General features: G+C 43.9%; 31 protein-coding genes. 12 read left to right on the forward strand and 19 right to left on the reverse strand.

All coding sequences use genetic code 11. The features are described 5' to 3' along the window. Window positions 1-258: 258 nt before the first annotated feature. A complete protein-coding gene (locus tag PHE37_RS08235) occupies window positions 259-1,428 on the reverse strand; it encodes a diguanylate cyclase (RefSeq protein WP_299996758.1) in 1,170 nt (389 codons plus the stop codon). A 148-nt stretch (window positions 1,429-1,576) separates the two neighbouring features. On the opposite strand from PHE37_RS08235, the gene PHE37_RS08240 reads away from it, so the two are divergent. The 3 genes from PHE37_RS08240 to PHE37_RS08250 are packed head-to-tail and all read left to right on the forward strand — an operon-like array spanning window position 1,577 to window position 4,321. Then, complete coding sequence (locus PHE37_RS08240; protein WP_299996755.1) at window positions 1,577-2,401, forward strand: thiamine-phosphate kinase; 825 nt, start codon at window positions 1,577-1,579, stop codon at window positions 2,399-2,401. Window positions 2,402-2,408: 7 nt separating this feature from the next. After that, window positions 2,409-3,500 carry a tRNA pseudouridine(13) synthase TruD gene (gene truD, locus PHE37_RS08245; protein WP_299996752.1) on the forward strand — a complete coding sequence of 364 codons (1,092 nt, stop codon included), beginning with the start codon at window positions 2,409-2,411 and terminating at the stop codon, window positions 3,498-3,500. A 2-nt stretch (window positions 3,501-3,502) separates the two neighbouring features. After that, entirely contained in the window at window positions 3,503-4,321 is an 819-nt protein-coding gene (locus tag PHE37_RS08250; RefSeq protein ID WP_299996749.1) for a phosphatidylserine decarboxylase, read from the forward strand. On the opposite strand, the gene PHE37_RS08255 is transcribed toward PHE37_RS08250, so the two are convergent. Next, entirely contained in the window at window positions 4,311-4,913 is a 603-nt protein-coding gene (locus PHE37_RS08255) for a hypothetical protein (RefSeq protein WP_299996746.1), read from the reverse strand. The two genes, PHE37_RS08250 and PHE37_RS08255, sit on opposite strands and share 11 nt — an antisense overlap. Window positions 4,914-4,968: 55 nt before the next feature. Next, window positions 4,969-6,069 carry a redox-regulated ATPase YchF gene (gene ychF / locus PHE37_RS08260; RefSeq protein ID WP_299996743.1) on the reverse strand — a complete coding sequence of 367 codons (1,101 nt, stop codon included), beginning with the start codon at window positions 6,067-6,069 and terminating at the stop codon, window positions 4,969-4,971. Window positions 6,070-6,258: 189 nt separating this feature from the next. Between ychF and PHE37_RS08265 the strand changes: the two genes are divergently transcribed. After that, a complete protein-coding gene (locus PHE37_RS08265; protein ID WP_299996740.1) occupies window positions 6,259-6,483 on the forward strand; it encodes a hypothetical protein in 225 nt (74 codons plus the stop codon). Further along, complete coding sequence (locus PHE37_RS08270) at window positions 6,470-6,733, forward strand: type II toxin-antitoxin system RelE/ParE family toxin (RefSeq protein ID WP_299996737.1); 264 nt, start codon at window positions 6,470-6,472, stop codon at window positions 6,731-6,733. Before PHE37_RS08265 ends, PHE37_RS08270 begins: the two co-directional genes overlap by 14 nt. A 33-nt stretch (window positions 6,734-6,766) precedes the next feature. Here PHE37_RS08270 and PHE37_RS08275 read toward each other — a convergent pair whose 3' ends face one another. The 9 genes from PHE37_RS08275 to folD are packed head-to-tail and all read right to left on the reverse strand — an operon-like array spanning window position 6,767 to window position 13,737. Then, window positions 6,767-8,203: a leucyl aminopeptidase gene (locus tag PHE37_RS08275; RefSeq protein WP_299996734.1), complete on the reverse strand. Its 1,437-nt coding sequence runs from the start codon at window positions 8,201-8,203 to the stop codon at window positions 6,767-6,769. Then, window positions 8,184-8,777 (reverse strand): DedA family protein, encoded by a 594-nt coding sequence (locus PHE37_RS08280; protein ID WP_299996731.1) that lies wholly within the window; start codon window positions 8,775-8,777, stop codon window positions 8,184-8,186. The genes PHE37_RS08275 and PHE37_RS08280 overlap by 20 nt, the downstream gene beginning before the upstream one ends. Before the next feature lie 8 nt (window positions 8,778-8,785). Next, window positions 8,786-9,985: a tryptophan synthase subunit beta gene (gene trpB / locus PHE37_RS08285; RefSeq protein WP_300008422.1), complete on the reverse strand. Its 1,200-nt coding sequence runs from the start codon at window positions 9,983-9,985 to the stop codon at window positions 8,786-8,788. Beyond that, complete coding sequence (locus PHE37_RS08290; RefSeq protein ID WP_299996977.1) at window positions 9,985-10,533, reverse strand: adenine phosphoribosyltransferase; 549 nt, start codon at window positions 10,531-10,533, stop codon at window positions 9,985-9,987. The genes trpB and PHE37_RS08290 overlap by 1 nt, the downstream gene beginning before the upstream one ends. 52 nt (window positions 10,534-10,585) lie before the next feature. Then, window positions 10,586-10,918, reverse strand: coding sequence for a hypothetical protein (locus PHE37_RS08295; protein ID WP_299932763.1), 333 nt, complete (start codon window positions 10,916-10,918; stop codon window positions 10,586-10,588). 3 nt (window positions 10,919-10,921) lie between these two features. Next, window positions 10,922-11,359 carry a ribose 5-phosphate isomerase B gene (gene rpiB / locus PHE37_RS08300; protein WP_299925141.1) on the reverse strand — a complete coding sequence of 146 codons (438 nt, stop codon included), beginning with the start codon at window positions 11,357-11,359 and terminating at the stop codon, window positions 10,922-10,924. Between the two features lie 8 nt (window positions 11,360-11,367). After that, complete coding sequence (locus PHE37_RS08305; RefSeq protein WP_299996981.1) at window positions 11,368-12,045, reverse strand: site-2 protease family protein; 678 nt, start codon at window positions 12,043-12,045, stop codon at window positions 11,368-11,370. Next, entirely contained in the window at window positions 12,032-12,868 is an 837-nt protein-coding gene (lepB, locus tag PHE37_RS08310) for a signal peptidase I (RefSeq protein ID WP_299996984.1), read from the reverse strand. Before lepB ends, PHE37_RS08305 begins: the two co-directional genes overlap by 14 nt. 8 nt (window positions 12,869-12,876) lie before the next feature. After that, the gene (gene folD / locus PHE37_RS08315; RefSeq protein WP_299996986.1) at window positions 12,877-13,737 is read right to left on the reverse strand and encodes a bifunctional methylenetetrahydrofolate dehydrogenase/methenyltetrahydrofolate cyclohydrolase FolD; all 861 of its coding nucleotides are present in this window, start codon (window positions 13,735-13,737) and stop codon (window positions 12,877-12,879) included. Between the two features lie 68 nt (window positions 13,738-13,805). Here folD and PHE37_RS08320 point away from each other — a divergent pair, with 68 nt between their 5' ends. After that, window positions 13,806-14,168: a cytochrome c gene (locus PHE37_RS08320; RefSeq protein ID WP_299996989.1), complete on the forward strand. Its 363-nt coding sequence runs from the start codon at window positions 13,806-13,808 to the stop codon at window positions 14,166-14,168. Beyond that, on the forward strand, window positions 14,137-15,069 hold the full coding sequence (locus PHE37_RS08325) for an aldolase/citrate lyase family protein (protein WP_299996992.1): 933 nt from the start codon (window positions 14,137-14,139) through the stop codon (window positions 15,067-15,069). Before PHE37_RS08320 ends, PHE37_RS08325 begins: the two co-directional genes overlap by 32 nt. Before the next feature lies 1 nt (window position 15,070). On the opposite strand, the gene PHE37_RS08330 is transcribed toward PHE37_RS08325, so the two are convergent. The 7 genes from PHE37_RS08330 to PHE37_RS08360 all read right to left on the reverse strand — a co-directional run bounded on the left by PHE37_RS08330 (window position 15,071) and on the right by PHE37_RS08360 (window position 18,686). Then, a complete protein-coding gene (locus PHE37_RS08330) occupies window positions 15,071-15,763 on the reverse strand; it encodes a hypothetical protein (RefSeq protein WP_299996995.1) in 693 nt (230 codons plus the stop codon). 39 nt (window positions 15,764-15,802) lie between these two features. After that, window positions 15,803-16,663, reverse strand: coding sequence for a hypothetical protein (locus tag PHE37_RS08335; RefSeq protein ID WP_299996997.1), 861 nt, complete (start codon window positions 16,661-16,663; stop codon window positions 15,803-15,805). 83 nt (window positions 16,664-16,746) lie between these two features. Then, window positions 16,747-16,977: a hypothetical protein gene (locus PHE37_RS08340; protein ID WP_299997000.1), complete on the reverse strand. Its 231-nt coding sequence runs from the start codon at window positions 16,975-16,977 to the stop codon at window positions 16,747-16,749. Next, window positions 16,974-17,459: a hypothetical protein gene (locus PHE37_RS08345; protein ID WP_299997003.1), complete on the reverse strand. Its 486-nt coding sequence runs from the start codon at window positions 17,457-17,459 to the stop codon at window positions 16,974-16,976. The genes PHE37_RS08340 and PHE37_RS08345 overlap by 4 nt, the downstream gene beginning before the upstream one ends. Before the next feature lie 15 nt (window positions 17,460-17,474). After that, window positions 17,475-18,074 carry a hypothetical protein gene (locus PHE37_RS08350; protein ID WP_299997005.1) on the reverse strand — a complete coding sequence of 200 codons (600 nt, stop codon included), beginning with the start codon at window positions 18,072-18,074 and terminating at the stop codon, window positions 17,475-17,477. Continuing rightward, entirely contained in the window at window positions 18,071-18,298 is a 228-nt protein-coding gene (locus PHE37_RS08355; protein WP_299997008.1) for a hypothetical protein, read from the reverse strand. The genes PHE37_RS08350 and PHE37_RS08355 overlap by 4 nt, the downstream gene beginning before the upstream one ends. After that, a complete protein-coding gene (locus PHE37_RS08360) occupies window positions 18,291-18,686 on the reverse strand; it encodes a NifB/NifX family molybdenum-iron cluster-binding protein (protein WP_299997010.1) in 396 nt (131 codons plus the stop codon). The genes PHE37_RS08355 and PHE37_RS08360 overlap by 8 nt, the downstream gene beginning before the upstream one ends. 66 nt (window positions 18,687-18,752) lie before the next feature. Here PHE37_RS08360 and PHE37_RS08365 point away from each other — a divergent pair, with 66 nt between their 5' ends. From PHE37_RS08365 to PHE37_RS08385, 5 genes are all read left to right on the forward strand, one after another. Further along, complete coding sequence (locus PHE37_RS08365) at window positions 18,753-19,772, forward strand: NifU family protein (protein ID WP_300008424.1); 1,020 nt, start codon at window positions 18,753-18,755, stop codon at window positions 19,770-19,772. A 9-nt stretch (window positions 19,773-19,781) separates the two neighbouring features. Then, the gene (locus PHE37_RS08370; RefSeq protein WP_299995045.1) at window positions 19,782-20,234 is read left to right on the forward strand and encodes a TOBE domain-containing protein; all 453 of its coding nucleotides are present in this window, start codon (window positions 19,782-19,784) and stop codon (window positions 20,232-20,234) included. Between the two features lie 3 nt (window positions 20,235-20,237). After that, on the forward strand, window positions 20,238-20,612 hold the full coding sequence (locus tag PHE37_RS08375; RefSeq protein ID WP_299995044.1) for a 4Fe-4S dicluster domain-containing protein: 375 nt from the start codon (window positions 20,238-20,240) through the stop codon (window positions 20,610-20,612). Window positions 20,613-20,622: 10 nt separating this feature from the next. Further along, window positions 20,623-21,006, forward strand: a complete 384-nt coding sequence (locus PHE37_RS08380; protein WP_299925098.1) for a NifB/NifX family molybdenum-iron cluster-binding protein — start codon at window positions 20,623-20,625, stop codon at window positions 21,004-21,006. 76 nt (window positions 21,007-21,082) lie between these two features. Then, the gene (locus PHE37_RS08385; protein ID WP_299995042.1) at window positions 21,083-21,478 is read left to right on the forward strand and encodes a 4Fe-4S dicluster domain-containing protein; all 396 of its coding nucleotides are present in this window, start codon (window positions 21,083-21,085) and stop codon (window positions 21,476-21,478) included. The last annotated feature ends 1 nt before the right edge of the window (window position 21,479 follow it).

Raw genomic sequence — 21,479 nt, forward strand, 5'->3', positions numbered from 1 at the left:
CATCCGGCTAAACCAGCTCCGACAATCACCGCATCATAAGTATAAATGGGAATACTCATACGCCTTCCTTGTTGATAAAATCTGTGGATGATTATAGCGCGCCACTCCTTGTCCAAGATTAAAAAGGGTTATAGAACTCTCTTAGGACGTAAAGTGTGATTTGTTGTCCAAAATAGTAACAATATTGGGATTGATTCCACCCACAATGGGTGAAAAAGTTACATTTTAGGGAATGAAGAATCGTACTGTTTTGGAAGGTTATCGTAGTTGAGCGACGCGATTTCCTCCGCCTTCTTTGGCTTTTTCGATCAATTTACTTGCATCTTCTATGGTTTCTTCGATGGATTTTGCAGGAGTTTTAAGAATGAAACCGGCACTTAACGTAATTTTGATCGGTCCAAGCTGAGCGTTAAAACTGGATTCTTCGACAGATTGGACGATGGTTTCACACTCTTGTAATGCAGTTTGCTTACTGCTTCGTGACATGATGAATACAAGACGGTCATCTTCCAAATGGCCGATCAGATCCAACGGCTGTTCATAGAGGGAAATAATTTCTCCTAATTTTATGAAAAGATTTCCAATATCTTCTTTGGATAAGGTGCTGTTAATCAATTCGTATTGATCAATTTCAAAGAGTGCGAGAAATACGGTATTTCCGGATTTACCCGTTTTTTTAGTATTAAAAAGACTGGAAAGTCCTTTTAGATTATTAAGCCCACTTAATGGATGTATAAGTGTTGGATTGAGCATATTTTGGGGTGATTGGCGTAAGATCTTTTTTAGTATGAAATCAACCTCTTTTGTACTTGCTTCTTTTTTGCTTCCGTCAATGTCTATTGAAGATATTTTATTAAGATCATGATAAATTTGATTTAAACGATAGCGATAGAAAATAAGTAGAAACACACAGGTGAAAAATAATAGTATTGCAGTTATTCTAGCGGTTATGATGGATTGGTTAATAATATGAATCTGATAGTCTATCATTCGGTCAATGTCGGCTAAAAAAGCTGAACGTGCAGTCATCATCCTGCTATTTTGGGAAGAACGTGACATGGCGAGAGATTCACTCCAGATTAAAGCGCTGTCACTAAACGCTTCTGAAGAGAGTTCTAAAGAACGGAGCAAAGAAGCCTGTTCTTCATTGGACGAGACAAATATATCTAATAATGCTTCCTGACCGGAGAGTTTGACCGAAAGAGCAATCTCAGATACGGCACCGTTGATTAAGATGGAAGCCATTTTTGGATCGCTCAAATCAGTATTGATGATTTTTTCAATCAGTAGATGCTGATTTTTTAAAGCACTTAAGCGTTCACCGTATTGCGATATATGAAAGAGTTGCACACTTAATACGGTTATCCCAATACCGAGAAGAAGTAAGGCCATTTTTAGGTTGAAAAAGACTTTTCGAATTGAAATCATGATGATAGGTACTCCCGTTAAATTGGGTTTTTATAAATGAATTGAATATATTCTATCATAGAAATAACTATAAAATTCAATATTAACGGTTTCATAATCTAATTTTGTTTATAATAAGATCATTTTATTTAACAGACGGATACTTGGCGTGAATGTTGAAAACTATTTTATCTCCACTTTCCGTTCTTCTCAAAAGTATATTGGTGATGATGGTGCATGCATCGGAAAATGGGTCTATAGCAAGGATCTTTTTTTTGAAAATGTCCATTTTAAACGGAAGTGGCTGACCCCGTATCAGATCGGGTATAAGGCGATGATCATCAATATATCCGATGCAGTTGCTATGAATGCAACTCCAAAATACGCATTACTTGGTGTTGCGATGCCAAAATCCATGAGTCTTCATGAGATGGATGAACTCTCGCGAGGAATGCAAGAGGCTACTTCACAATACGGTGTTGAGATTATCGGCGGAGATACGATCGGTAACAGCAAACTCGATTTATCGATTACGATTGTCTCGCATGCAAGCCATCCTCTTTTGCGCCGAGGGATAAAAAAGGGGGATGTGATCGCATACACCGGGACGATAGGACAATCGGCAAAAGAGCTGAATTATCTGCTCTCCGGAGGAAAAACGCATTCGAAAAGCCGTTTTGTTGCACCTCGTCTGCGTCAAGGGTTCGTCCGTCGATCTCGCCGTTATTTACGTGCCGGAATGGATATTTCCGATGGACTTTTCAGTGATGTCGAGAAGTTGTGCAGTGTAAACCGGATGAGAATCCGTTTTGAGAAAAAAATTGCCAAAAAAATTGGATGCAGCGGAGAAGAGTATGAGATGCTGATTGCATTTTCTCCTAAGCGTCTATCAACAATTCGGCGTATAGCCGCAGTATCTCGAACACCTGTTACCGTTGTCGGCAAAGTGCAACGGGGAAGATTCACCAATCGCTGTAAGCGTCATCATTTTTAGGAGTTTCATGGAACGTCAATATTATTTACCGCATAGCCCTATCGAATTTCATTTTCGTCAATCTGCCCGGGATTTTGTGGTAGATGAGATCCCTTTATATCCTTTTAGCGGGGATGGAGAGCACTTGGTACTGCATGTCCGCAAAAAAAATCTTTCAACATGGCAAATGATTGATATTTTCAGCAATCATTTGGGAATCAAAGGGCGTGATATCGGTTACGCAGGTCTAAAAGATAAAAATGCTCAGACCAAACAGTATATCTCTCTTCCGCGAAAGTTTGAATCGGTATTGGAAAACTTCGAACATGAGGGGATCAAAATCCTCGAAAAAACGTACCATAACAATAAAATAAGAGTCGGACATCTCAAAGGGAACCGATTTTTTATCCGTTTGAAAAAAGTCAATCCGACAGCGGCGAAGAAAATTCAAGAAGCCCTTAAAATGATCAAGCAAAACGGGATGCCGAATTATTTTGGATTCCAGCGATTCGGATTGGACGGTGAGAACTATAAAAAAGGGCAGGCCATTTTAGCCGGTACGTTAAAAGAACGTAACAAAAAATTAGCTCAATTTTATGTGAACTCGTATCAGAGCTATCTGTTTAACGATTGGTTAAGTCGTCGAATCCAGATATCCAAGTTGGTTGAAGGATTCGGTATTGACGAATTGTGCAGTGTTTTGCCTTTGCCAAAAGACGAACTAGAAGCGATGAAAGCCCAAAAACATCCGTTTAAATTAATACACGGGGATGTGATGATGCATTATCCGTACGGAAAACTGTTTCATTACGAGAGCAGTGAAGAAGTTGAGCGGTTTAACAAACGGGATATCTCAGTCAGCGGGCTTCTCAGCGGTAAACGTGCGACTCGTGCCGTCGGATTGGCGGAGAGCGTTGAAAAAGAGTACGATACCATTACCAGCGGGATTGACGGGGCACGTCGATACGGATGGATTTTCCCTGAAGAGATCGAAGGGGAATACAAAGAGAATGATGCATGGTTTGAACTTCATTTTACCCTTCCAAAAGGGTGTTATGCCACCGTTTTGATCGAAGAGATCGCTAAACGCCCAATTCAAACCGACGAAACTCAGGAGTAAGTATGAAGCAACATTTTACCTCGGCATTGTCCCAAACTTTTGGACGTTTTGCGTCTAAAGAGCATGGGAGAACTTTTCAAAATATGATTAATCGCACCTACGTACGGGCGATGGGATTGGATATGTCTGATTTTGAATCACCCGAATCGTATCCGAGTCTTAATGCTCTCTTTACCCGAAAGTTTCGTCATAAACGATCATTTTCTAACGATCCTCTTGATATGATCAGCCCGTGCGATTCATTGATTACGGAATGCGGAGCGATCAAAGAAGATTTGGCATTACAGATCAAAGGGATGAGCTACAGTGTCGACGGTGTGTTGGGTGAGGGAATTTCAAGTGATTCGAAAAAAAGCATCCGTAACGGAACATTTGTTAATTTTTATCTCTCTCCGCGCGATTACCACCGTTACCATGCCCCGATCGATATGCAGGTACTTCATGCAGTGCATATTCCCGGAAAACTGTATCCCGTTAATATCCCTTCACTCAAAAAACAGGTGAATCTTTTTATCGAAAACGAACGGGTTGTTTTGGAATGTTTAAGTGCTCAGGGAAAACGCTTTTTTTTGATCCTTGTAGGTGCGCTTAATGTCGGTGAAATGGAAGTGAGTTTTGAGCCGCGTATACAAACAAATACCGTATCAACACCGAGTCAATACAGCTATAGAGACCTTTACCTGAGTAAAGGCGATGATTTCGGGTGTTTTCGAATGGGCTCGACTATTGTTATGCTGTGCGAAAAAGAGATGCTGGAACTCGGAGTCTCGACTGGGCACAATGTCCGTTTTGCTCAGACGATTGCACGGATTAACGCTTAGCAATAATATCCAAACGTAATTGCAGATGTCCATCTTCTTCATGGATATCGATGCTGCTGTCGATCGGTGGATGCAGTTTGTTTAGTGCACCTTGGACAGAATGAAAAACGTGCATAAATTTTTGGAACATCGGAGCCTTGATATAATCAATGTGTCCTTGTTTGATTTCATTCGCTATGACATTGATTCCGGCATAGTAGACTGCTTTATTGACGGAGCGGCTGATTTGATAATTACGCATTAACTCAATATTACGTATCAGGACATCACGTTCTTCATCTCCCAAAACTTTGTTCTCATGTGCACGTTTTAATTCATTCGCTATCTCATTTTCTGCAATTTTACGGCGTTCTTCGATCTGATCAACAAGGGTTGCATCTTTGCTTTTGATAAGATTGAAGATGATATCGGCATTCAGCGGCTCGGCTTTTGCAAGATAGGTATACCGTTCATTGGCCTGATAGTTGTGATCGAGTGCTTGAATCAGCTCTGCAACGATACTGATATAAGCGAATTTGTCTTCTTTATTTAGATCAAATGTAATTCCGTGAGCTGAGATTAGAGGTTTTGGTCCGGCGTACTGAAGAGGCATGTAAATCACTCCTTGACAATGTATGCCCCACTATCTGAGGCAATAATTTTAATTATTATACATTAAATCTAAAGTGCATGATATCACCGTCTTGCACAATATACTCTTTACCTTCTAAACGCATTTTCCCAGCTTCTTTCGATTTGGCTTCGCCGCCGCAGGCAACGAAGTCTTCATATCCGATTACTTCGGCGCGGATAAATCCTTTTTCAAAGTCGTTATGGATAACGGCCGCCGCTTTTGGTGCAGTCGTATTTTTGTGAATAGTCCAAGCACGCACCTCTTTGACTCCGGCGGTGAAGTAGCTCATGAGACCGAGTTTATCGAATCCTTTGCGGATGATTTGCTCTAGTCCTGATTCTTCGACACCCATGTCACGTAGGAACTCATCACGCTCGTCATCTTCCATACCGACGAGTTCTTCTTCGATTTTTGCGCAGAGTTTGATCACTTCACAGCCGTGTTTAGCAGCGTGTTCGCGAAGACGTACAACATATTCATTATCTTCGGTGAGACCGTCTTCATCAACGTTGGCACCGTACATGATCTCTTTAGCACTCAAAAGTCGAGTTTCACTCATCAGTTTTTCATACATTTCCGAATCGGCTTTCGGGAAATTGCGCGCAAGGTTCCCTTCCGCCAAAAACTCTGCCAACTCTTCGGCAAACGCCATCATCGCTGCGGCATCTTTTTCGTTTTTCGCCTGTTTTTTGAGACGCTCGATACGGTTGGTCAACACTTCGATATCGGCGAAAATCAGCTCGTTTTCGATGATCTCAACGTCAAGCAACGGATCGATACGCCCTTCGGTATGGACGATATTGTCATCTTCGAAACAACGGACGATTTGCAGGATTACTTCGGTTTCACGGATGTTTGAGAGAAATTTGTTCCCCAAACCTTCACCTTTGCTCGCACCCTTAACGAGTCCTGCGATATCGACGAAATCAAGAGTCGAGTATTGGATACGTTCAGGGTTGACGATTTTGGCAAGTTCATTCAAACGGACATCTGGTACCGGAACGGTCGCTTTGTTCGGCTCGATCGTACAGAACGGATAGTTCGCCGCTTCGGCGTTTTGTGCTTTGGTAAGTGCGTTAAAGGTGGTCGATTTTCCGACGTTTGGTAATCCTACGAGTCCGATTGATAAGCCCATTTAGTGTGTCCTTGATAGTGTTTCGATATGTCAATAATTGGCGCAATTATAATACAGTGTTGTTGATAAGGGACTGAGGGGGAAAATGAGAAAGGGATTTCCCGATCGAGTCGGGAATGACGAAAAAAATAAATGATGCAATATCATCATGATGCAATTATGCTATAATGCTAATAAAAAGGAGATGCTATGAGTGTACGTACCACCATTACCCTCGATGAGGATATCCTCAAACTCCTCAAACTAAAAGCGTTGGAGACCTCCGAATCGCTTTCCTCACTCGTCAATAATATCGTTATCGACGCATTTCGAGAAGACGCAAGCGACTTAAAGGTATTTGATGAACGTAAAAATGAAGAGACGTTATCGTTCGAGTCATTTTTAAAACAGCTGGAAGCAAATGGTAAGCTATAAAATCGAGATCAAAAAATCGGCGGCGAAAGAGATAGAAAATCTCCCCTCAGTTGTTTTGAAAAGGGTTGTTTCTCATATCCAAGAACTCGCTAATGAACCAAGACCGCTCGGGTGTAAAAAACTGAGCGGTGATGAAAAATATCGGCTTAGAGTAGGGGATTATCGGATTTTATACGAGATCGAAGATGAAATCGTGACGGTATATGTCGTTAAAGTGGCGCACCGAAAAGAAGTTTATCGGATGTTATAGAGCCGAATTCCCGCTGGTGCGGGAAGAAAAAAGTTATTTGCAGTGCTCCATGAGCCAGTTGAGCGTCATACGGACACCTGCACCCGTACCGCCGTAGGTATGGACATCCCATGCGCTTTCGGTATAGGCAGAACCCGCGATATCGAAATGAACCCATTTCTCTTTCATATCCTCATCGATGAAGTTATCGAGGAACAGCGCGGCCGTGATCGCTCCGCCGTAAGGTTTGCTAGAGACGTTGCACACATCGGCAAGGTCGCTTTTGATCAGTTTTTTGAGGTGGCGGTTGAACGGCAGCATACCGCAGTATTCGCCTGCAGAAGCACCCGCTTCGATAAACGAATGTTTAAGCGCTTCGTTATGCCCCATAACTCCTGTCGTGTACGGCCCAAGAGCAACCATACAAGCACCTGTGAGGGTCGCGAAATCGAAGAGATAGTCCGCTTTAACATTTTCCTGCGCATAGCCGAGAACGTCTGCTAGGACAAGGCGGCCTTCTGCATCGGTATTGCGTACTTCGATCGTTTTTCCGTTTTTGGCACGGAGGACGTCATCGGGTTTGTAGGCGTTACCGCTGATCATGTTTTCAACGGCACCGACAAACGCGTGTACTTCGATATCGAGTTCCAGCTCACTGATCGCTTTGATCATCCCCATGACGGCACAGCCGCCGGCTTTGTCCATTTTCATCGTGACCATCGAGGTCGCAGCTTTGAGGCTGAGCCCGCCGCTGTCGTATGTGAGACCTTTACCGACGAGGGTAATGACCTTTTTTGGGTTCTCAGGTTTGTAGGCGAGATGAATCAGGCGGGGAGGGTGGGCAGAACCTCGTCCGACAGAGAGCATCGCAAACATTTTTTCGTCTTCAAGTCCGTTGACATCTAAAATGGTACATTCGAGGTTGTTGCTTGTCGCGAGAGCATCCGCCGTTACGGCCATCTGCTGAGGCGTCATATCATCGGGAGTTTGGTTGACCAGATTACGGACAAAATTGGTCGCTTTGGAAATGATGAGAGTTCGGTTTAAAACGGCTTCCAATGCGTCGAAATCGTTCGATGATCCGTCATTGTTTTCATGCGAAAAGATGACTTCGGAAAGTTGTGAAGGTTTCGGCTCGGATTTATAGCTTTCAAATTTGTAACTGCCCAGCACTACCCCTTCGATCAACGCACAGAAGCGTTCAGCGGAATATTGGGCACATTTGAGTGATGTGTAAGCGTAGTTCATGGCGGCTTTGACGGCGACTGCCATTGCGGAGCGATAGAGCTCGTCGCTTTCTTCTTTGTCTATACCGCAGATGAGAAGACGGTGTTCATGCAGGGCACAGAGTTGTTCCTGTTCCGCTTTGAATCCTGCCTGCGATAATAGTGCATGGTGGGGATGAAATTCGAGTGTTTTGGAACTTACAAATTCCAGTGTAAGTTCGGCCCCGATTTGTTCAAGTGGTTGATTATACAGTTTGACGTTCACGGCGTTTCTCCAAAAGATTTTTTTCAAGTCGATTCATACTGCTAACGATTCCCCAAACCGCTAAAGCGATCAGAGGAATGGCAAAAAACCAGTGTCCTTTTATCCATTTGAGGATATTTAGAATAGCATCACCGTAGTAATAGGCAGGGATGATCGTGATACTTGCCCAAAATATAGCACTAATAAAGTTAATAAAAGCAAACTGCCGGCTGGAATATTGGGTCAGGCCGATCGCCATAGGGATGACGGTACGCATTCCGTACATATAACGTTGGACAAAGATGACCGGCCAGCCGTATTTTTTGAGTAATAGGTGGGCAATGGCAAATTTGCGGCGCTGTGAACGGAGTTTGTTGTGGATGTAGCGTTTGTTAAATCGACCGATATAGAAATAAATCTGATCTCCGATAAATCCGCCGAATCCGCCGACTGCAATCGAGACAGGCAGAGACATGTCCCCCATATGGGAAAAGATACCGGCCATAATAAGACCCATTTCCCCTTCTAAGATACTCCAAAAAAAGAGGACGATGTAGCCGTATTCTCTAAGCCACCCAATTAACAGATCTTCCACGGATAGCCTTAATTATCGAAATTTAAAATTTGTTTTGCCTGCATCATATCTTTGTCACCTCGACCTGAGAGGTTGACAATGATGAGTTTGTCTTTGATATCACCCATTTTTTTCAGGTATGCAACGGCATGAGCCGTTTCAAATGCCGGGATGATTCCCTCGGCCCGACTAAGCCATACAAAGGCATCGAGCGCTTCTTGGTCGGTGATGTTGTCATAAGTGACATTATCATTGTCTTTGTGGAACGCATGTTCCGGCCCGATACCCGGATAATCGAGTCCGGCAGAAATGGAGTGGGCTTCAAGAATCTGACCGTCTTCGTCTTGGAGAAGGTAACTCATTTGTCCGTGCAATACACCGGGACGCCCTTTGAGAAGAGAACAGCCGTGTTTGTCGGTATCGACTCCCAATCCTCCCGCTTCGATCCCGATACAGCGAACCTCTTTGTCTTCGAGGAAATGTTGGAACGTCCCAATGGCATTGGAGCCTCCGCCGATACAGGCGATGACGTAATCGGGAAGACGTTTCTCTTTTTCAAGGATCTGGGCGCGTGCTTCGCATCCGATGATTGCCTGAAAGTCACGTACCATCATCGGATACGGGTGTGGGCCGGCAACGGTACCGATAATGTAGAATGTATCGCGCGCATGGGTGACCCAGTGGCGGATCGCATCGTTCATGGCATCTTTGAGTGTTTTACTTCCGCTTTCAACGGCGTGGACTTTCGCTCCGAGGAGTTTCATCCGAAAGACATTGAGTTCTTGTCGGGCTACGTCTTTCGCTCCCATGAAAATTTCACATTCCAATCCGAGCAAGGCAGCAATGGTCGCAGTAGCGACACCGTGTTGTCCGGCACCCGTTTCAGCTATGACTTTCTTTTTGCCTAAACGTTTAGCCATAAGCCCTTGTGCAATAACGTTGTTGACTTTGTGCGCACCGGTATGGTTTAGATCTTCACGTTTGAGATAGATTTTAGCACCGAGTTCCTCTGAAAGGTTGGTCGCGTAGTACAAGGGGCTCGGACGGCCGACGTAATCGGTGAGATATCCGTCTACCTCGCTCCAAAATGTTTCGTCAAAACGGATCTCTTTGTAAGCCTCTTCGAGCTCCAACAGAGCCGGCATCAATGTTTCCGGAACATAGCGTCCGCCGAAAATTCCGAAATGCCCGTCAACAGGGTCGAATTTAGAGGGTTTAGGGATGTACATTAATCAACTCCAATAACAGTATAGACTTCAACTAGATCACGCAGTTTGGATTGTCCGCTCAAGAAATCGAGTCCCATGACAAAACACGCTTCGATACACTCCGCACCTACTTTGTTGATAAGGTTGGCTGCGGCATACGCTGTTCCGCCGGTAGCAATCAAATCATCGATGAGGAGGACACGCGGTTTTTCAACTCCTGAAAAGGCATCGATATGGATTTCGACTTCATCCACACCGTATTCGAGAGCGTATTTTTCTGAAACAGTCGTGTAGGGAAGTTTCCCTTTTTTTCGAATAGGGACAAAGCCGACACCCAACATCTGTGCCAAAGCCGCACCGAAGATAAAACCGCGTGCATCGATTCCGGCAACGTGGGTGAGGTCATAGGACGCATAACGGTCGTGCAGATGCTGCATTAAAACACCGAATGCTTTACCGTCTGAGAGGAGGGTTGTGATGTCTTTAAAAATAATGCCCGGTTTTGGAAAATCGGGAATATCGCGAATTGCGTTGATCAAAATAGCTTTGTCACTGATGCTGAGACTCATGGGCCATTCCTTGTTCTAAAATTTTCTGCCTCGAATGAGACAAATGTTTATATTAAATGAGTGCGTCAATACGCCCTTCGAGCTCTTTGATTTTACTTTGGAGTCGGTCGGTTTCGGAACGGTGTTTAGAGTTGCGCTGTTTAAGCGATTTAAGCTCATTACGCAGATTATTGAGTTCTTCACTCAGAATATCAACATTACCAAGTGCTCTTTGGAGCTGAATTTGATATTTCCGGATCAATACTTCAGCCTCTTTGAGGGTCAATTTCATCATTTCACTGGTACGCTGTTCTTTAACGGTAATGCTCCGAAAATAGAACATTTTGACTAAAAAGAAAAGAGCCCCTAATGTGACAACCGTGAGCAATGACCACTCTAAAAACATGCGTTATCCTTGTATAGCTTCGATTTTATCCACTCGGCCGCAGTGACGGCCTCCTTCAAATTTCCCGGCAATCCATGCATCAAGGATGGATTCGGCAACACCTTGCCCTACAATCCGTTCACCATAGCACAGTACATTAGCATCGTTGTGCCCTCGTGCAACAGTTGCGGTATAGGCATCATGACACAGTGCTGCACGGATACCGTGGAAGCGATTAGCTGCCATGCTCATCCCGATTCCTGAACCGCAGATCAAAATCCCTTGCGCAGTTGGATCGGCAAGGACGCTTTCACATACTTTTACCGCGTAATCGGGATAATCGACTCTCTCTTTTGAAAAAGGTCCTAAATCAATGACTTCGTGACCTTTCTGGCGCAGTAGTTCTACACTAAAATCTTTCAGATCAATTCCGGCATGGTCGGTAGCGATATAAAATTTCATACAATTCCTTAGTTTAATAATAAATGTAACAGTGCCTCAATAGGCCACATAACCAGTGGTATTTTGAGCGGAGTAACCAATATGATGATGATAACAATCATTCCATAAGGTTCGGCTTTGGCGAAAAATTCGGCAACGGCACGTATGTTATATTTTAGCGCCAGATAGCTGATGAAATGGGCGCCGTCAAAACTTGGTATCGGGAGGAGATTGAACACTGCCAATATGACGTTAATCAGCATCAGTTTCATAACCAACAGATAGAAGAAAAGGTATCCGATTCCATCGGCTTCCGTCGGCTGTGCAAGTGAAAGCAGGACAATTGACATGAGGGTAGCTAAAAAAAGATTGTATACGATTCCTGCCAGACTCACCTGCATAGCCGCGTTATATCCGCCGTTTCGGATGACGGTCAGAAGATTGACCGGAACAGGCTTCGCCCACCCGAATAAAAAACCGCTTGAAGCACCTAAAAGTAATGGGATGAAATACGTCATTAAAGGAACAAGGATAGATCCGAAAGGGTCAATATGGATGAGGGGGTTGATACTGAGACGTCCGCTGTTTTTTGCAGTCGTGTCTCCGTATTTGTAAGCGACCCAGCCGTGCATGATCTCATGGCCGATGATGGCAATGAGCAATGCGATAATAGCGGCGGGAATTTCGAGCAGATTAATAGAGTTCATGATCGTTGGCGTCTTCGCGTATCCGCTCTGCTATTGCGCGGCTTAACGGTCCTTTTTGCTCCAAATCAGCAGGTGTTTTACCGATTCGGTCCCAACGTACTTTATAATCGGCATCAAGACTGAAATAAACAAACCAAGGTGTTCCTTCGATCAAACCGTACGGAACGGCTCCCCAGAATCGGCTGTCATTAGAGTGATCACGGTTGTCACCCATCATGAAATATTGTTTGTCGGGTACAATCGTAGGGGGAAAATCAAAGATGTAGTCCCCGTTTTGGATAAAGGCGATATTCGGGTCGTCTTTGGTAATACGCTCATCATGATGAATCCCCGGATGTTCTTTGGTATAGGGATCTTTAACCCACAGTTTCCCGTCTTGTTCGATCAATTCATAATTCGGGAATGCTTTTTTTGCATATCCGTCCCCTTCACGAGGGTGAAGGTAGAGAACTTTGTCTTTTAAAAAGAGTTCATCGCCTGCGAGCGCGACACAACGTTTGACGTAATGGAGCTGTTGGTTGTTCGGATAGCGAAAAATGACGATATCTCCGCGTTTAGGTTCATCACCGTTTAAAATATGTCCGTCTGTTCCCGGAATCAGGGGAATTTCCAAAAACGGGAGATGGGGAGTCGATATCCCATAAGCAAATTTTTTAGCGAAAAGGTGATCGCCGACAAGGAGGGAGTCTTTCATTGATCCGCTGGGAATACGAAACGCCTGTGCAACGAAGAAAATAACGAATAGGACAATAATGACCGTTCCTGTCCAGGTATTGGAAAAACGGTAGGCGCGATGAGCGGCATGGAATATTTTTTTCTTCATAAGGGGGGTTATTTACTCTCTTCTTTGGCATGAATTTGGGCGGCTTTGAGGGTATTGCTGAGCAACATAGCGATTGTCATCGGTCCGACACCGCCCGGAACCGGGGTGATGTAAGATGTTTTAGGGGCAACGGCATCGTAATCGACATCCCCGACGAGTCGTCCGTCTGGTGCTCGGTTGATACCGATATCGATAATGATGGCATTTTCTCGCACCATGTCCTCTTTGATCAAGTTGATCACCCCTGCACCGACGAGGATAATGTCGGCGGCAAGAGTGTGTTTTTTGAGATCATCTGTAAAAATATGGCAGATTTCGACGGTAGCATTCGCGTTGAGTAAAAGTGCGGCCATCGGTTTTCCGACGATGTTCGAAGCACCGATGACACAGCAGTTTTTTCCTTTCGGATCGATATTATATTCGGCCAAAAGCTCCATAACACCCAGCGGAGTGCACGGAACAAACCCGTCTAACCCCGTAGCAAGACGACCGACGTTATAGGGATGGAATCCATCGACATCTTTCGTAGGGGCTACGACTTCGAGGATTTTTGTGGTGTCAATATGTGCAGGGAGAGGCAATTGGATCAAAATACCGTCGATATTAGGGTTTAGGTTCATCATTTCGATGGTTTTTATGATGGCTTCCTGGGAAATATCTTCGGGCATTTCGTGAGTAACTGAGTAAAATCCGGCACGGTCACATGCCTTTTTTTTCATTCCGACATACGCTTGACTTGCTGGATCGTGTCCGACCAAAACCACTGCTAAACCGGGAACTCTCCCTGTGAGGGATTTGAGTTCTTTGGCTCCTTCGGAGACTTTTCCTTCGATTTTTTGTCCGAGCGCTTTACCGTCAAGTATTTGCATTTAATCACCGTCAAATTGTTTTTGGGTATGATACCGAGTAAAGACTAATAATTGGTTAAAGGGATCAAGTGCGCGGGGTTTTTGTTCTGTTTTTAGCCTTCATGATATCGCATGCCGATTCGTTTATTACGAAAGAGGAATATGCGAGCGGGTTGTACCATAATCCCCGTGGAGTGGGATGTCATTTATGTCATGGCGAAGCGGGAGAAGGGAAACTGATCGCCCGCTATAAGGAGGAGGGAGAGGTGAAAGTTTTTGCGGGTAAACCGATCAATAAACTTTCATTCAAAGAGTTTGACGAAAAAGTTAACAGTCGGATTGTAGGGATGCCTCGCTACTATTTGACCGACAGCGAGATACAAATTCTCTATTATTATCTTCATCGTGAGGAATTTCAACGTGCTGCTCAAAAACATCCAAAAACTCACTGATCTCTTAGAATCCGGCAATTTGCAAGGACTAAAGGAACTGGTCGTTCCTCAATTTCGGCAGATAAACCGCTCGCAGTCATTTCGCTCTGCAATGATGCTCTCCACTCATAACCTCAAACATCTCTCCAAAATCCCCTCGCTCAGCAGCGAATGTTTAATGCTCAATCTCGAAGACGGAGTAAGTCCTGAGCAAAAGCCGTATGCGTTGGTTTTGTGCGCGATGGTTTTAGCCTCTAATCCGGTATCCGAAAAAAAACTGGTAGTGCGGGTCAATCCGCTCGATGAGGGGGGAGTCGAAGAGATTCTATATCTCAATCCCTTTATGCCTGATGCGATCCGTGTACCAAAAATCCGTTCGCTAGAGGATGTACATCGCATCCTTACTTTAGTGGATGACGGGATTGAAATTCATCTCTCTATCGAAACAAAAGAGGCGTGGCTGGCCCTCTCGAAACTATCCTTTGATCCGAGAATCAAGGCATTCTATTTGGGAATACTTGATCTATTTGCCGATCTAGGGTTTTCGCAAACACTTTTGCTCCCTGAAAATCCGACGGTCCAATATCTCCTCTCCCATTTTTTAATCACGACGCGCGCATGCGGTGTGAAAGCGGTCTCGTTTGTCTATCAGGATTATAAAAATAGTGAAGGGCTGCGTAACTGGCTGGAATTGGAAAAAATGATGGGATTTGATGCCAAAGGGTGTATCGCACCGGCTCAAGTAGAACTGATACATGAAGTCTTTGGGTATAGCGAACACGAGATTGCCCGTTGTCATGAGATCGTAATGTTATTTGAAGAACACGCTGCACGCGGTATTACCGGATTTACGGATGTGCAGTACGGATTTATCGATGAACCGATTTATAAGGGTGCGTTGGCAGTTTTGGCATCACGATAGTTTATTTCGTGAGTATCCATACCCGTATGCGAATCAATGTCGTCTGTTTCGGTCGCGGATATTGTGTGTGTGCCAATTCGATCGTCTCCAGCGTTAACTCATCCAATAACGATCCTTCTCTCTCTTTGGAGAGTGTCAAATCTGATATGGAACCGTCAGGATGGAGATAAAATTCGACGATATTGTTCTCTTTTGTATCGATTTCTTCATCGGATTTACTCTGCAACAATCGATTTCCAACTATATCATTGATTCGACGGATTTTTTGGAGATTATCGAGCAGGTAATGCTGTTCAGGTGCCGATAACTCAAAAAAATCATTTCCGTAATGGTGGAGAATTGACTTTGGCAACAGATTAATATCATTTCGGGTTAATTTGCGATTGTCATTGTCGGGCGGCACCGTTACTGAGGTATTGGCTTCGTCCTTTTTTTCAGAAAATAAAAAAGATTTAGTTTGTTTGTCGGGTATAGGCACCACCTGCGGTTTTCGAGGATGTAACAATGTGGTGATCGCCGGTTGTGAAAGATGTGGGTGAGACAATGTAAGAGCCATCCGTTTTTCATAGATCGGATGTATAGGTTTACTCGGCGGAGTCTGCCGAAATGCAAAGAAAAACACTATGAGCAAAAGGATATGAATGGCTATAGCAAGAATAAAAGAAGGGAATAAAAAAGGTTTAGACGATTTCATACTCAATTATATCGACAAACGAAATAATAGTGGAGAATTTTAATATCCGAGGTTATACCAAACACGATATCGGATCAGTGTTTTTTGCTGCGGGCGAGGGTATTTAGCGTAAGCTAACTCGATCACCTCTTTGGTTGTATCGTCCAAAATAGAGAGTTGGCTGTTTTTCAAGAACCGAAGATCGGAGATACTTCCGTCAGGATGGAGGTAAAACTCGATCATATTGGTGTCATTTGTACGAATATTGTCAGGAATGCGAGAATGGCCGTAACGATCAAGTACTTCTTGTGTAATACGCCGCATTACCTCTTGATTATCGATAATGTATTTTTGTTCTCCAGCAGAGAGATCGTTGAACTTGTCTCCATAAAGGCGTTGGATACTGTCCGAAATTTTGGTGGTACTCTGAGTTGGTCTCTCCTGCGCTGAGGGATCAGGTTTAGAGAGAATATCATAGAGTCCCTGACTTTTCTTGATTGGAGTTCTGTCGATGGTTGCAACAGTTTTTGCAACGTGCTGTTCAAATGCTTTTCTTGGTTCCGGAGGTACGGGGACCGGTTCGCTGACCGGTTGTTTCACCGGCGGTTTGGGTTGCGCAACAGGTAGAGCTTTTGGCAACGGAGGGATGTTTTTAGGCGGTTTAATGATTTGTTCACCGCGCGGAATCGGGAGTTTGGTAGGAGGTTTCGGGATATCATTTTTGATGATTGCCTCTTTTTTAATACTCGGTTGATTTTTAAGCGAGAGTTTGAATCGTTCTTCTTGCGGTGGGGGAGGATTAACCGGCGGGCGAAGTTTCGGTTTGATCTGATTCAATAAAATAAGCAATAAAATAACGATAATATGAACCAATAAAGCGATTATTAATGCGTAAAGAGAAAAAGATTGGGTTCGCTTCATGGTCTCAAAAAGTATTTAGATAAGGCACATCTGTGCGCAATGAGGGGAATTGTACCTTGAAATTACTAATGGAGGATATGGTTTTACGAAAAATGGTCGGTATAGTCGCAAGAGGAGTCGATTTCGATCATCTCCTGTGCGACACGTTTCAAATCTTCCGCATAATCTTTTAATAATGCGGCATCACAACCGCATGAAGCGGCAATGTCACAAATTTCATCGTGAGTGATCTGTGGATCGCGCAGACGTTTAAACTGATCTGCGGTGATATCAATATGTACGGTATCCGCCAGTGACCGGAGAGTGAGGATCATCCTTCCATACTCTCTAATGCTTCGTTGATTTGTACCAATGCCAATGATTTTGCATTTTCGATCTCTTTGTTGTCCCACCAATATTCGATAATGGCATGTTCAATTTGTTCGATCTGTTCCATTCGGAGATTGGCAAAAACTTCATAGGAACTGACTTCTTCTTTTGAAACACTTTTTGCAGCGGCTACTTTATTCAGAGTCTCGATGATACTCTCTTCAAGCGGTTTAGGGTTGATCTCTAGGCGGGCATGATCGATCCATGCACTGATCTCATCTTCGAGGTAATCGTGCCCCCACACTTGATAGCACAAAATGCGATTTGGGCTGTAAACGATTTTTTCATCTTCGCTTAAAACGTCGCTTGTTTTAACCGCACCGTCATATAGATAGACTTCAATCCGTTCGTTATCGTGTAAGGTACATGCCCGTTCAAAAGCGTTTCGTGCATGTTTTAAGATTTCACTTCGTAGATTTTCATTCATTTCTGACTCCTAGGTTTAATTCATATACGGTATATCAAGATTCGAATCACGATCACTCGCTTCGTAATCATAGGTGAGCACTTCCTGTATCGAAGCGATTTTTTTCTCCAACACAATACGTTGCAGCGGATGGAGAAGCGATTGATTAATTACTTGTTTAATCATACTTCGATAATGCATCGTAATGATCGGATGCCATCGATGTTGATTCTCATTGATCTGATCAATAAATGTTTGTAGCGCATCGCGATCATCACTCTCGATCCGAGGGAGTTTTCGCATGACATTACGGACAAATTGTCGTGTGAAATAGGGCTCGCCCATCTCCAAAAGTTCGGATGCCGCGTCAATATTTGCGCTGTTTTCACTGTAACTGTAAGCATAGCGAAAATGTTCACAGACCGCTTCGATGTATTTGGGATAATGGCGAAGAACCATTACTAGATGGGTTAAATCTTGATCGATCAAAACCTGAAACAGGGTGATCGTATTTTTTCCCATACTCGCCCAATGGGGTTCACCGCTCTTTACGTTGTCTTTGTCTAAAATCCGCCGATATTGGTCGATTTCACCGATATCGGTAAGCAGACGTCCATCGGATGAAAAGGTGCTCATGACGCTCTTGATCGGCCGTTATGATAATCCCATAAACGTTTATAATGGCTATCGAGTTCGCTCAATGTCGAATCCACTGTGATAAGCTCATTGGTTCGGGCAAAACGTTTACTGTGTGCTTCATACCATTGCGCCATTTCGGTTTTAAGAGCATTGCGTTTTGCAACGGTTTCGGCGATAAGACGACGGATTTCCTCCATCTCGGATGTAATAATCTCAGTCATGAGTACACCCGCATTCGCACGCGCCGGCAGCGGTGCCCGGATCAAGATAGAGAGCGGCATTTTCCGTCGTAACATGTACTAACGACTCAGACAGTGCGGTTTCAATGGCTTTGTCCAAAGGCATAGTCTCTTTACCGAGCCAGTAAACATTTATTCCGCCCCGAACCATAACATGAAACGGTCCGTCTCCTAAAAAACCGTATAAAGCAGAAGAAGCACCTTGTTCTAACAAATAGTTAGCCGTTTGGATACCGTTACCGCACCCTTCGTTAGCAATTATGGTGTATTCCTTGCTCTTTGGTTCAACCATAGCAAAAAATTTAGCGTTACCGAAGAGTTTGGTACTCATAGGGGTACCGTTATCGGATTCCACAGGGATGGCGATCATTGCTGTTCCTTTGTGTGTATTTTGAAACGGTTATGCATTTTTTATTCATAGCATTTAGAACGGCAATTGCAAGGTGAAATTAAATTAGAGATAAAAATTCTGCCTCGTTATGAGGCAAGCTTTAGTGCCATAGCGGCTAGCGTAGCAAATCGGGGCTTTGCTCCGATTGTGTTCAAATCAATAAAAGAGTTAGCAATGGAAGAGCTTCGTACCCATTATCACTATTTCAGTAATGAAGAGGGGGACGGTTATGAGATTTATAGCTGTGATTATCCGGATATAAAAGGGTATGGCGATACTTATGAAGAAGCAATGTCGGATTTACGTAAAAATTTAAAACGAAACGAGGAGAAAATAATGGAAGCACAATCATTGATGGAGGAAGCGATAGCCGCCTATGATCGTAAAGATTATATGGTTGCAAAATCGATTTGGGAAGGATTGGTCCATACCAATGCGGATGCAATGGTCAATCTCGGAACCATGTATGTCAAAGGATTAGGTGTTGCTAAAAGTATCACTACCGCATTCACTCTGTTTGAACGTGCGGCATCTATGGGGCATGAAGTGGCATCGTTTTATCTTGGCGGGATGTATGAAAACGGGATCGGCGTTGCTGCGGATAAAGATCAGTCGATCTGTTATTATACGGTTGCGGCAGAAGCGAATATGCCTACTGCACAGCTGAAACTCGGAATTTTGTTACGTAACGACGATATATTGAATTCTATGAAATGGATGATCAGAGCGGCTCATGCCGGAGAAGCTCAAGCACACTCTCTCCTCACCTATGTCAGTAATCAAAATGATGCGTCCGACATAAATGTCGCATTTCGAATGATGGATGAATCCTCTCAACGAGCCAAAGTCGAAATGGTCGTTGCCGAAAATCTCGCTCCGATCCTCGCAAGTGACGGCGGCGGGGTAGAACTTGTGAATTATGTCAGCGGAGATACTCCTGAAATCTGGCTCCGTTATTTGGGTGCGTGTTCGGGATGCCATTTGGGGCCAACCTCGACAGCAGGGATGATTTTAGAGCAATTTGAAAATGTCATTGATAAAAGAATAGTAATCTATCTTTGGTAGGAGAGTATTATGAATGCAATGGTTGCACGGGTGGAAGATATTAAAAGCGATGAGTTTTTCAGTTGCATTACCGTACGGGTCAATAATACGGACTTGAAACTGCTTAAAACTGAAGCCCCGAAATGGCTTCGTGTCGGTGATGAAGTCGAATGCCGTATCCAAGAAGCGGCCATTGCACTTTGTACCGGGAGCAAAGAGGGAAGCGTATCGATCGAAAATCATTTAAGTGGAGAATTGCAACATTTTCGTAAGGGTGTAGTCCTCAGTGAGGTAAGTGTCAATACTCCGTGCGGACAACTTAATTCTCTTATCACAACGGATGCGTTTGAACGGATGGAACTTTGCGAGGGGTGTTCGGTCACTTTGCTGCTTAAAGCCGTCGATATCAAACTTCTTCCGGTATTGGATTCAACCTCGTATGAAAATTGCAAAGATAAATTATATCTAGCCACCAAGGAGTAAATTATGGCTGTATTAATAACTGATTTATGTATCAACTGCGACGCTTGTGTCGAAGTATGTCCTGTAGGAGCAATCGCAAGTGAAGGTGATTCACCGCGTGATGACTGGGAATATACTTATGTAAAACCGGAAAAATGTATCGAGTGTGTCGGTCATGCTGAAACACCTGCTTGTGCTGCTGAGTGTCCTACTGAGGGTTGTATCGTATGGGATATGCCGTATACGGCAGATTACAACGACTACTATGTCAACAGTTCTGAATATGTGATCGGTTCGAGTAAAAAACGGGGTGTTCTTACTCCGGAAGTTTCTCCTCAACCGTTCCGTGATGATATCTCTATCGCAATGCGTGAAGCGCGTGAAGCGGTAGCGGTCTAAAGGATAAGTCATGCTTATCGCGTTTGCTTCATCGGATGGGATCACTGTCAATCAGCATTTTGGATGGTCGAAGAGTTTTGAGCTTTACCGTATCACCGAAGATAGTGCCGAATTTGTCAAAACATTGGACAGTTCCCAAGATGCGATTGAAGACGAACACGAAAAACTGGCTTATAAAATAAGTACGGTCAAAGAAGCAGACATCATGTACTGCTCTCAAATCGGGCCAACCGCTTCCAAAATGGTGTTGGCATCAAAAATATATCCGATGCGCTCTGGAGAAAACGATCGAATCGATGAGACGATCGTAAAACTCCAAGAGCTGTTACTGGGCAATCCGCCGCCGTGGTTACAGCGTATTGTTCACACGTCCAAAGATAATAATGCTATCTGAATACATCCAGATAGCTACGCTTGCCGCTAAGGCACTAAAGCTTGCCCCTATGGGGCAGATTTGCTAAGGAGATAAAATGTCTGTAATTATTGATGATACCTGCATCACATGTGATGCGTGTTTGCAACAATGTCCGGTCAATGCGATCGTGGATGATTTGAACAACCCTACCGGGAATAAACGTTATTACGTCCAACCGGAGAAGTGTATCGAGTGTGTCGGTGTGTATGATGACCCGCAATGTGCGGCGATTTGTCCAAGTATCGGATGTATTACATGGGATATGCCGTTTACTAAAGAGTTTGATGCTCATTTCTTGAATGCAGAAATGTATAAACTCGGAGAGAAAAACGGTGTTCCTAAATCTCCGGCATTCCGAGAGAAAAAATATCGTAAAGATATTCCGAATGAGATGCGCGGTGTCGGACATCTTGTTCAAGAAGAACCTGAGAATCTCGAAGAAGTAGGGTGAG

Source organism: Sulfuricurvum sp. (assembly GCF_028681615.1).
Classification (GTDB): domain Bacteria; phylum Campylobacterota; class Campylobacteria; order Campylobacterales; family Sulfurimonadaceae; genus Sulfuricurvum.

Coding starts and splice junctions, on each gene's coding strand:
- PHE37_RS08375 (WP_299995044.1), top strand. CDS start 20,238: ATGGCTGTATTAATAACTGATTTATGTATCAACTGCGACGCTTGTGTC.
- PHE37_RS08250 (WP_299996749.1), top strand. CDS start 3,503: ATGAAGCAACATTTTACCTCGGCATTGTCCCAAACTTTTGGACGTTTT.
- PHE37_RS08360 (WP_299997010.1), bottom strand. CDS start 18,686: ATGATCGCCATCCCTGTGGAATCCGATAACGGTACCCCTATGAGTACC.
- PHE37_RS08385 (WP_299995042.1), top strand. CDS start 21,083: ATGTCTGTAATTATTGATGATACCTGCATCACATGTGATGCGTGTTTG.
- ychF (WP_299996743.1), bottom strand. CDS start 6,069: ATGGGCTTATCAATCGGACTCGTAGGATTACCAAACGTCGGAAAATCG.
- PHE37_RS08345 (WP_299997003.1), bottom strand. CDS start 17,459: ATGAATGAAAATCTACGAAGTGAAATCTTAAAACATGCACGAAACGCT.
- folD (WP_299996986.1), bottom strand. CDS start 13,737: ATGCAAATACTTGACGGTAAAGCGCTCGGACAAAAAATCGAAGGAAAA.
- PHE37_RS08350 (WP_299997005.1), bottom strand. CDS start 18,074: ATGAGCACCTTTTCATCCGATGGACGTCTGCTTACCGATATCGGTGAA.
- PHE37_RS08295 (WP_299932763.1), bottom strand. CDS start 10,918: ATGTTTTTAGAGTGGTCATTGCTCACGGTTGTCACATTAGGGGCTCTT.
- PHE37_RS08335 (WP_299996997.1), bottom strand. CDS start 16,663: ATGAAGCGAACCCAATCTTTTTCTCTTTACGCATTAATAATCGCTTTA.
- trpB (WP_300008422.1), bottom strand. CDS start 9,985: ATGTACATCCCTAAACCCTCTAAATTCGACCCTGTTGACGGGCATTTC.
- PHE37_RS08340 (WP_299997000.1), bottom strand. CDS start 16,977: ATGATCCTCACTCTCCGGTCACTGGCGGATACCGTACATATTGATATC.
- PHE37_RS08265 (WP_299996740.1), top strand. CDS start 6,259: ATGAGTGTACGTACCACCATTACCCTCGATGAGGATATCCTCAAACTC.
- PHE37_RS08290 (WP_299996977.1), bottom strand. CDS start 10,533: ATGAGTCTCAGCATCAGTGACAAAGCTATTTTGATCAACGCAATTCGC.
- PHE37_RS08380 (WP_299925098.1), top strand. CDS start 20,623: ATGCTTATCGCGTTTGCTTCATCGGATGGGATCACTGTCAATCAGCAT.
- PHE37_RS08370 (WP_299995045.1), top strand. CDS start 19,782: ATGAATGCAATGGTTGCACGGGTGGAAGATATTAAAAGCGATGAGTTT.
- PHE37_RS08330 (WP_299996995.1), bottom strand. CDS start 15,763: ATGAAATCGTCTAAACCTTTTTTATTCCCTTCTTTTATTCTTGCTATA.
- PHE37_RS08270 (WP_299996737.1), top strand. CDS start 6,470: ATGGTAAGCTATAAAATCGAGATCAAAAAATCGGCGGCGAAAGAGATA.
- PHE37_RS08355 (WP_299997008.1), bottom strand. CDS start 18,298: ATGACTGAGATTATTACATCCGAGATGGAGGAAATCCGTCGTCTTATC.
- PHE37_RS08255 (WP_299996746.1), bottom strand. CDS start 4,913: ATGCCTCTTCAGTACGCCGGACCAAAACCTCTAATCTCAGCTCACGGA.
- lepB (WP_299996984.1), bottom strand. CDS start 12,868: ATGAAGAAAAAAATATTCCATGCCGCTCATCGCGCCTACCGTTTTTCC.
- PHE37_RS08235 (WP_299996758.1), bottom strand. CDS start 1,428: ATGATTTCAATTCGAAAAGTCTTTTTCAACCTAAAAATGGCCTTACTT.
- rpiB (WP_299925141.1), bottom strand. CDS start 11,359: ATGAAATTTTATATCGCTACCGACCATGCCGGAATTGATCTGAAAGAT.
- truD (WP_299996752.1), top strand. CDS start 2,409: ATGGAACGTCAATATTATTTACCGCATAGCCCTATCGAATTTCATTTT.
- PHE37_RS08305 (WP_299996981.1), bottom strand. CDS start 12,045: ATGAACTCTATTAATCTGCTCGAAATTCCCGCCGCTATTATCGCATTG.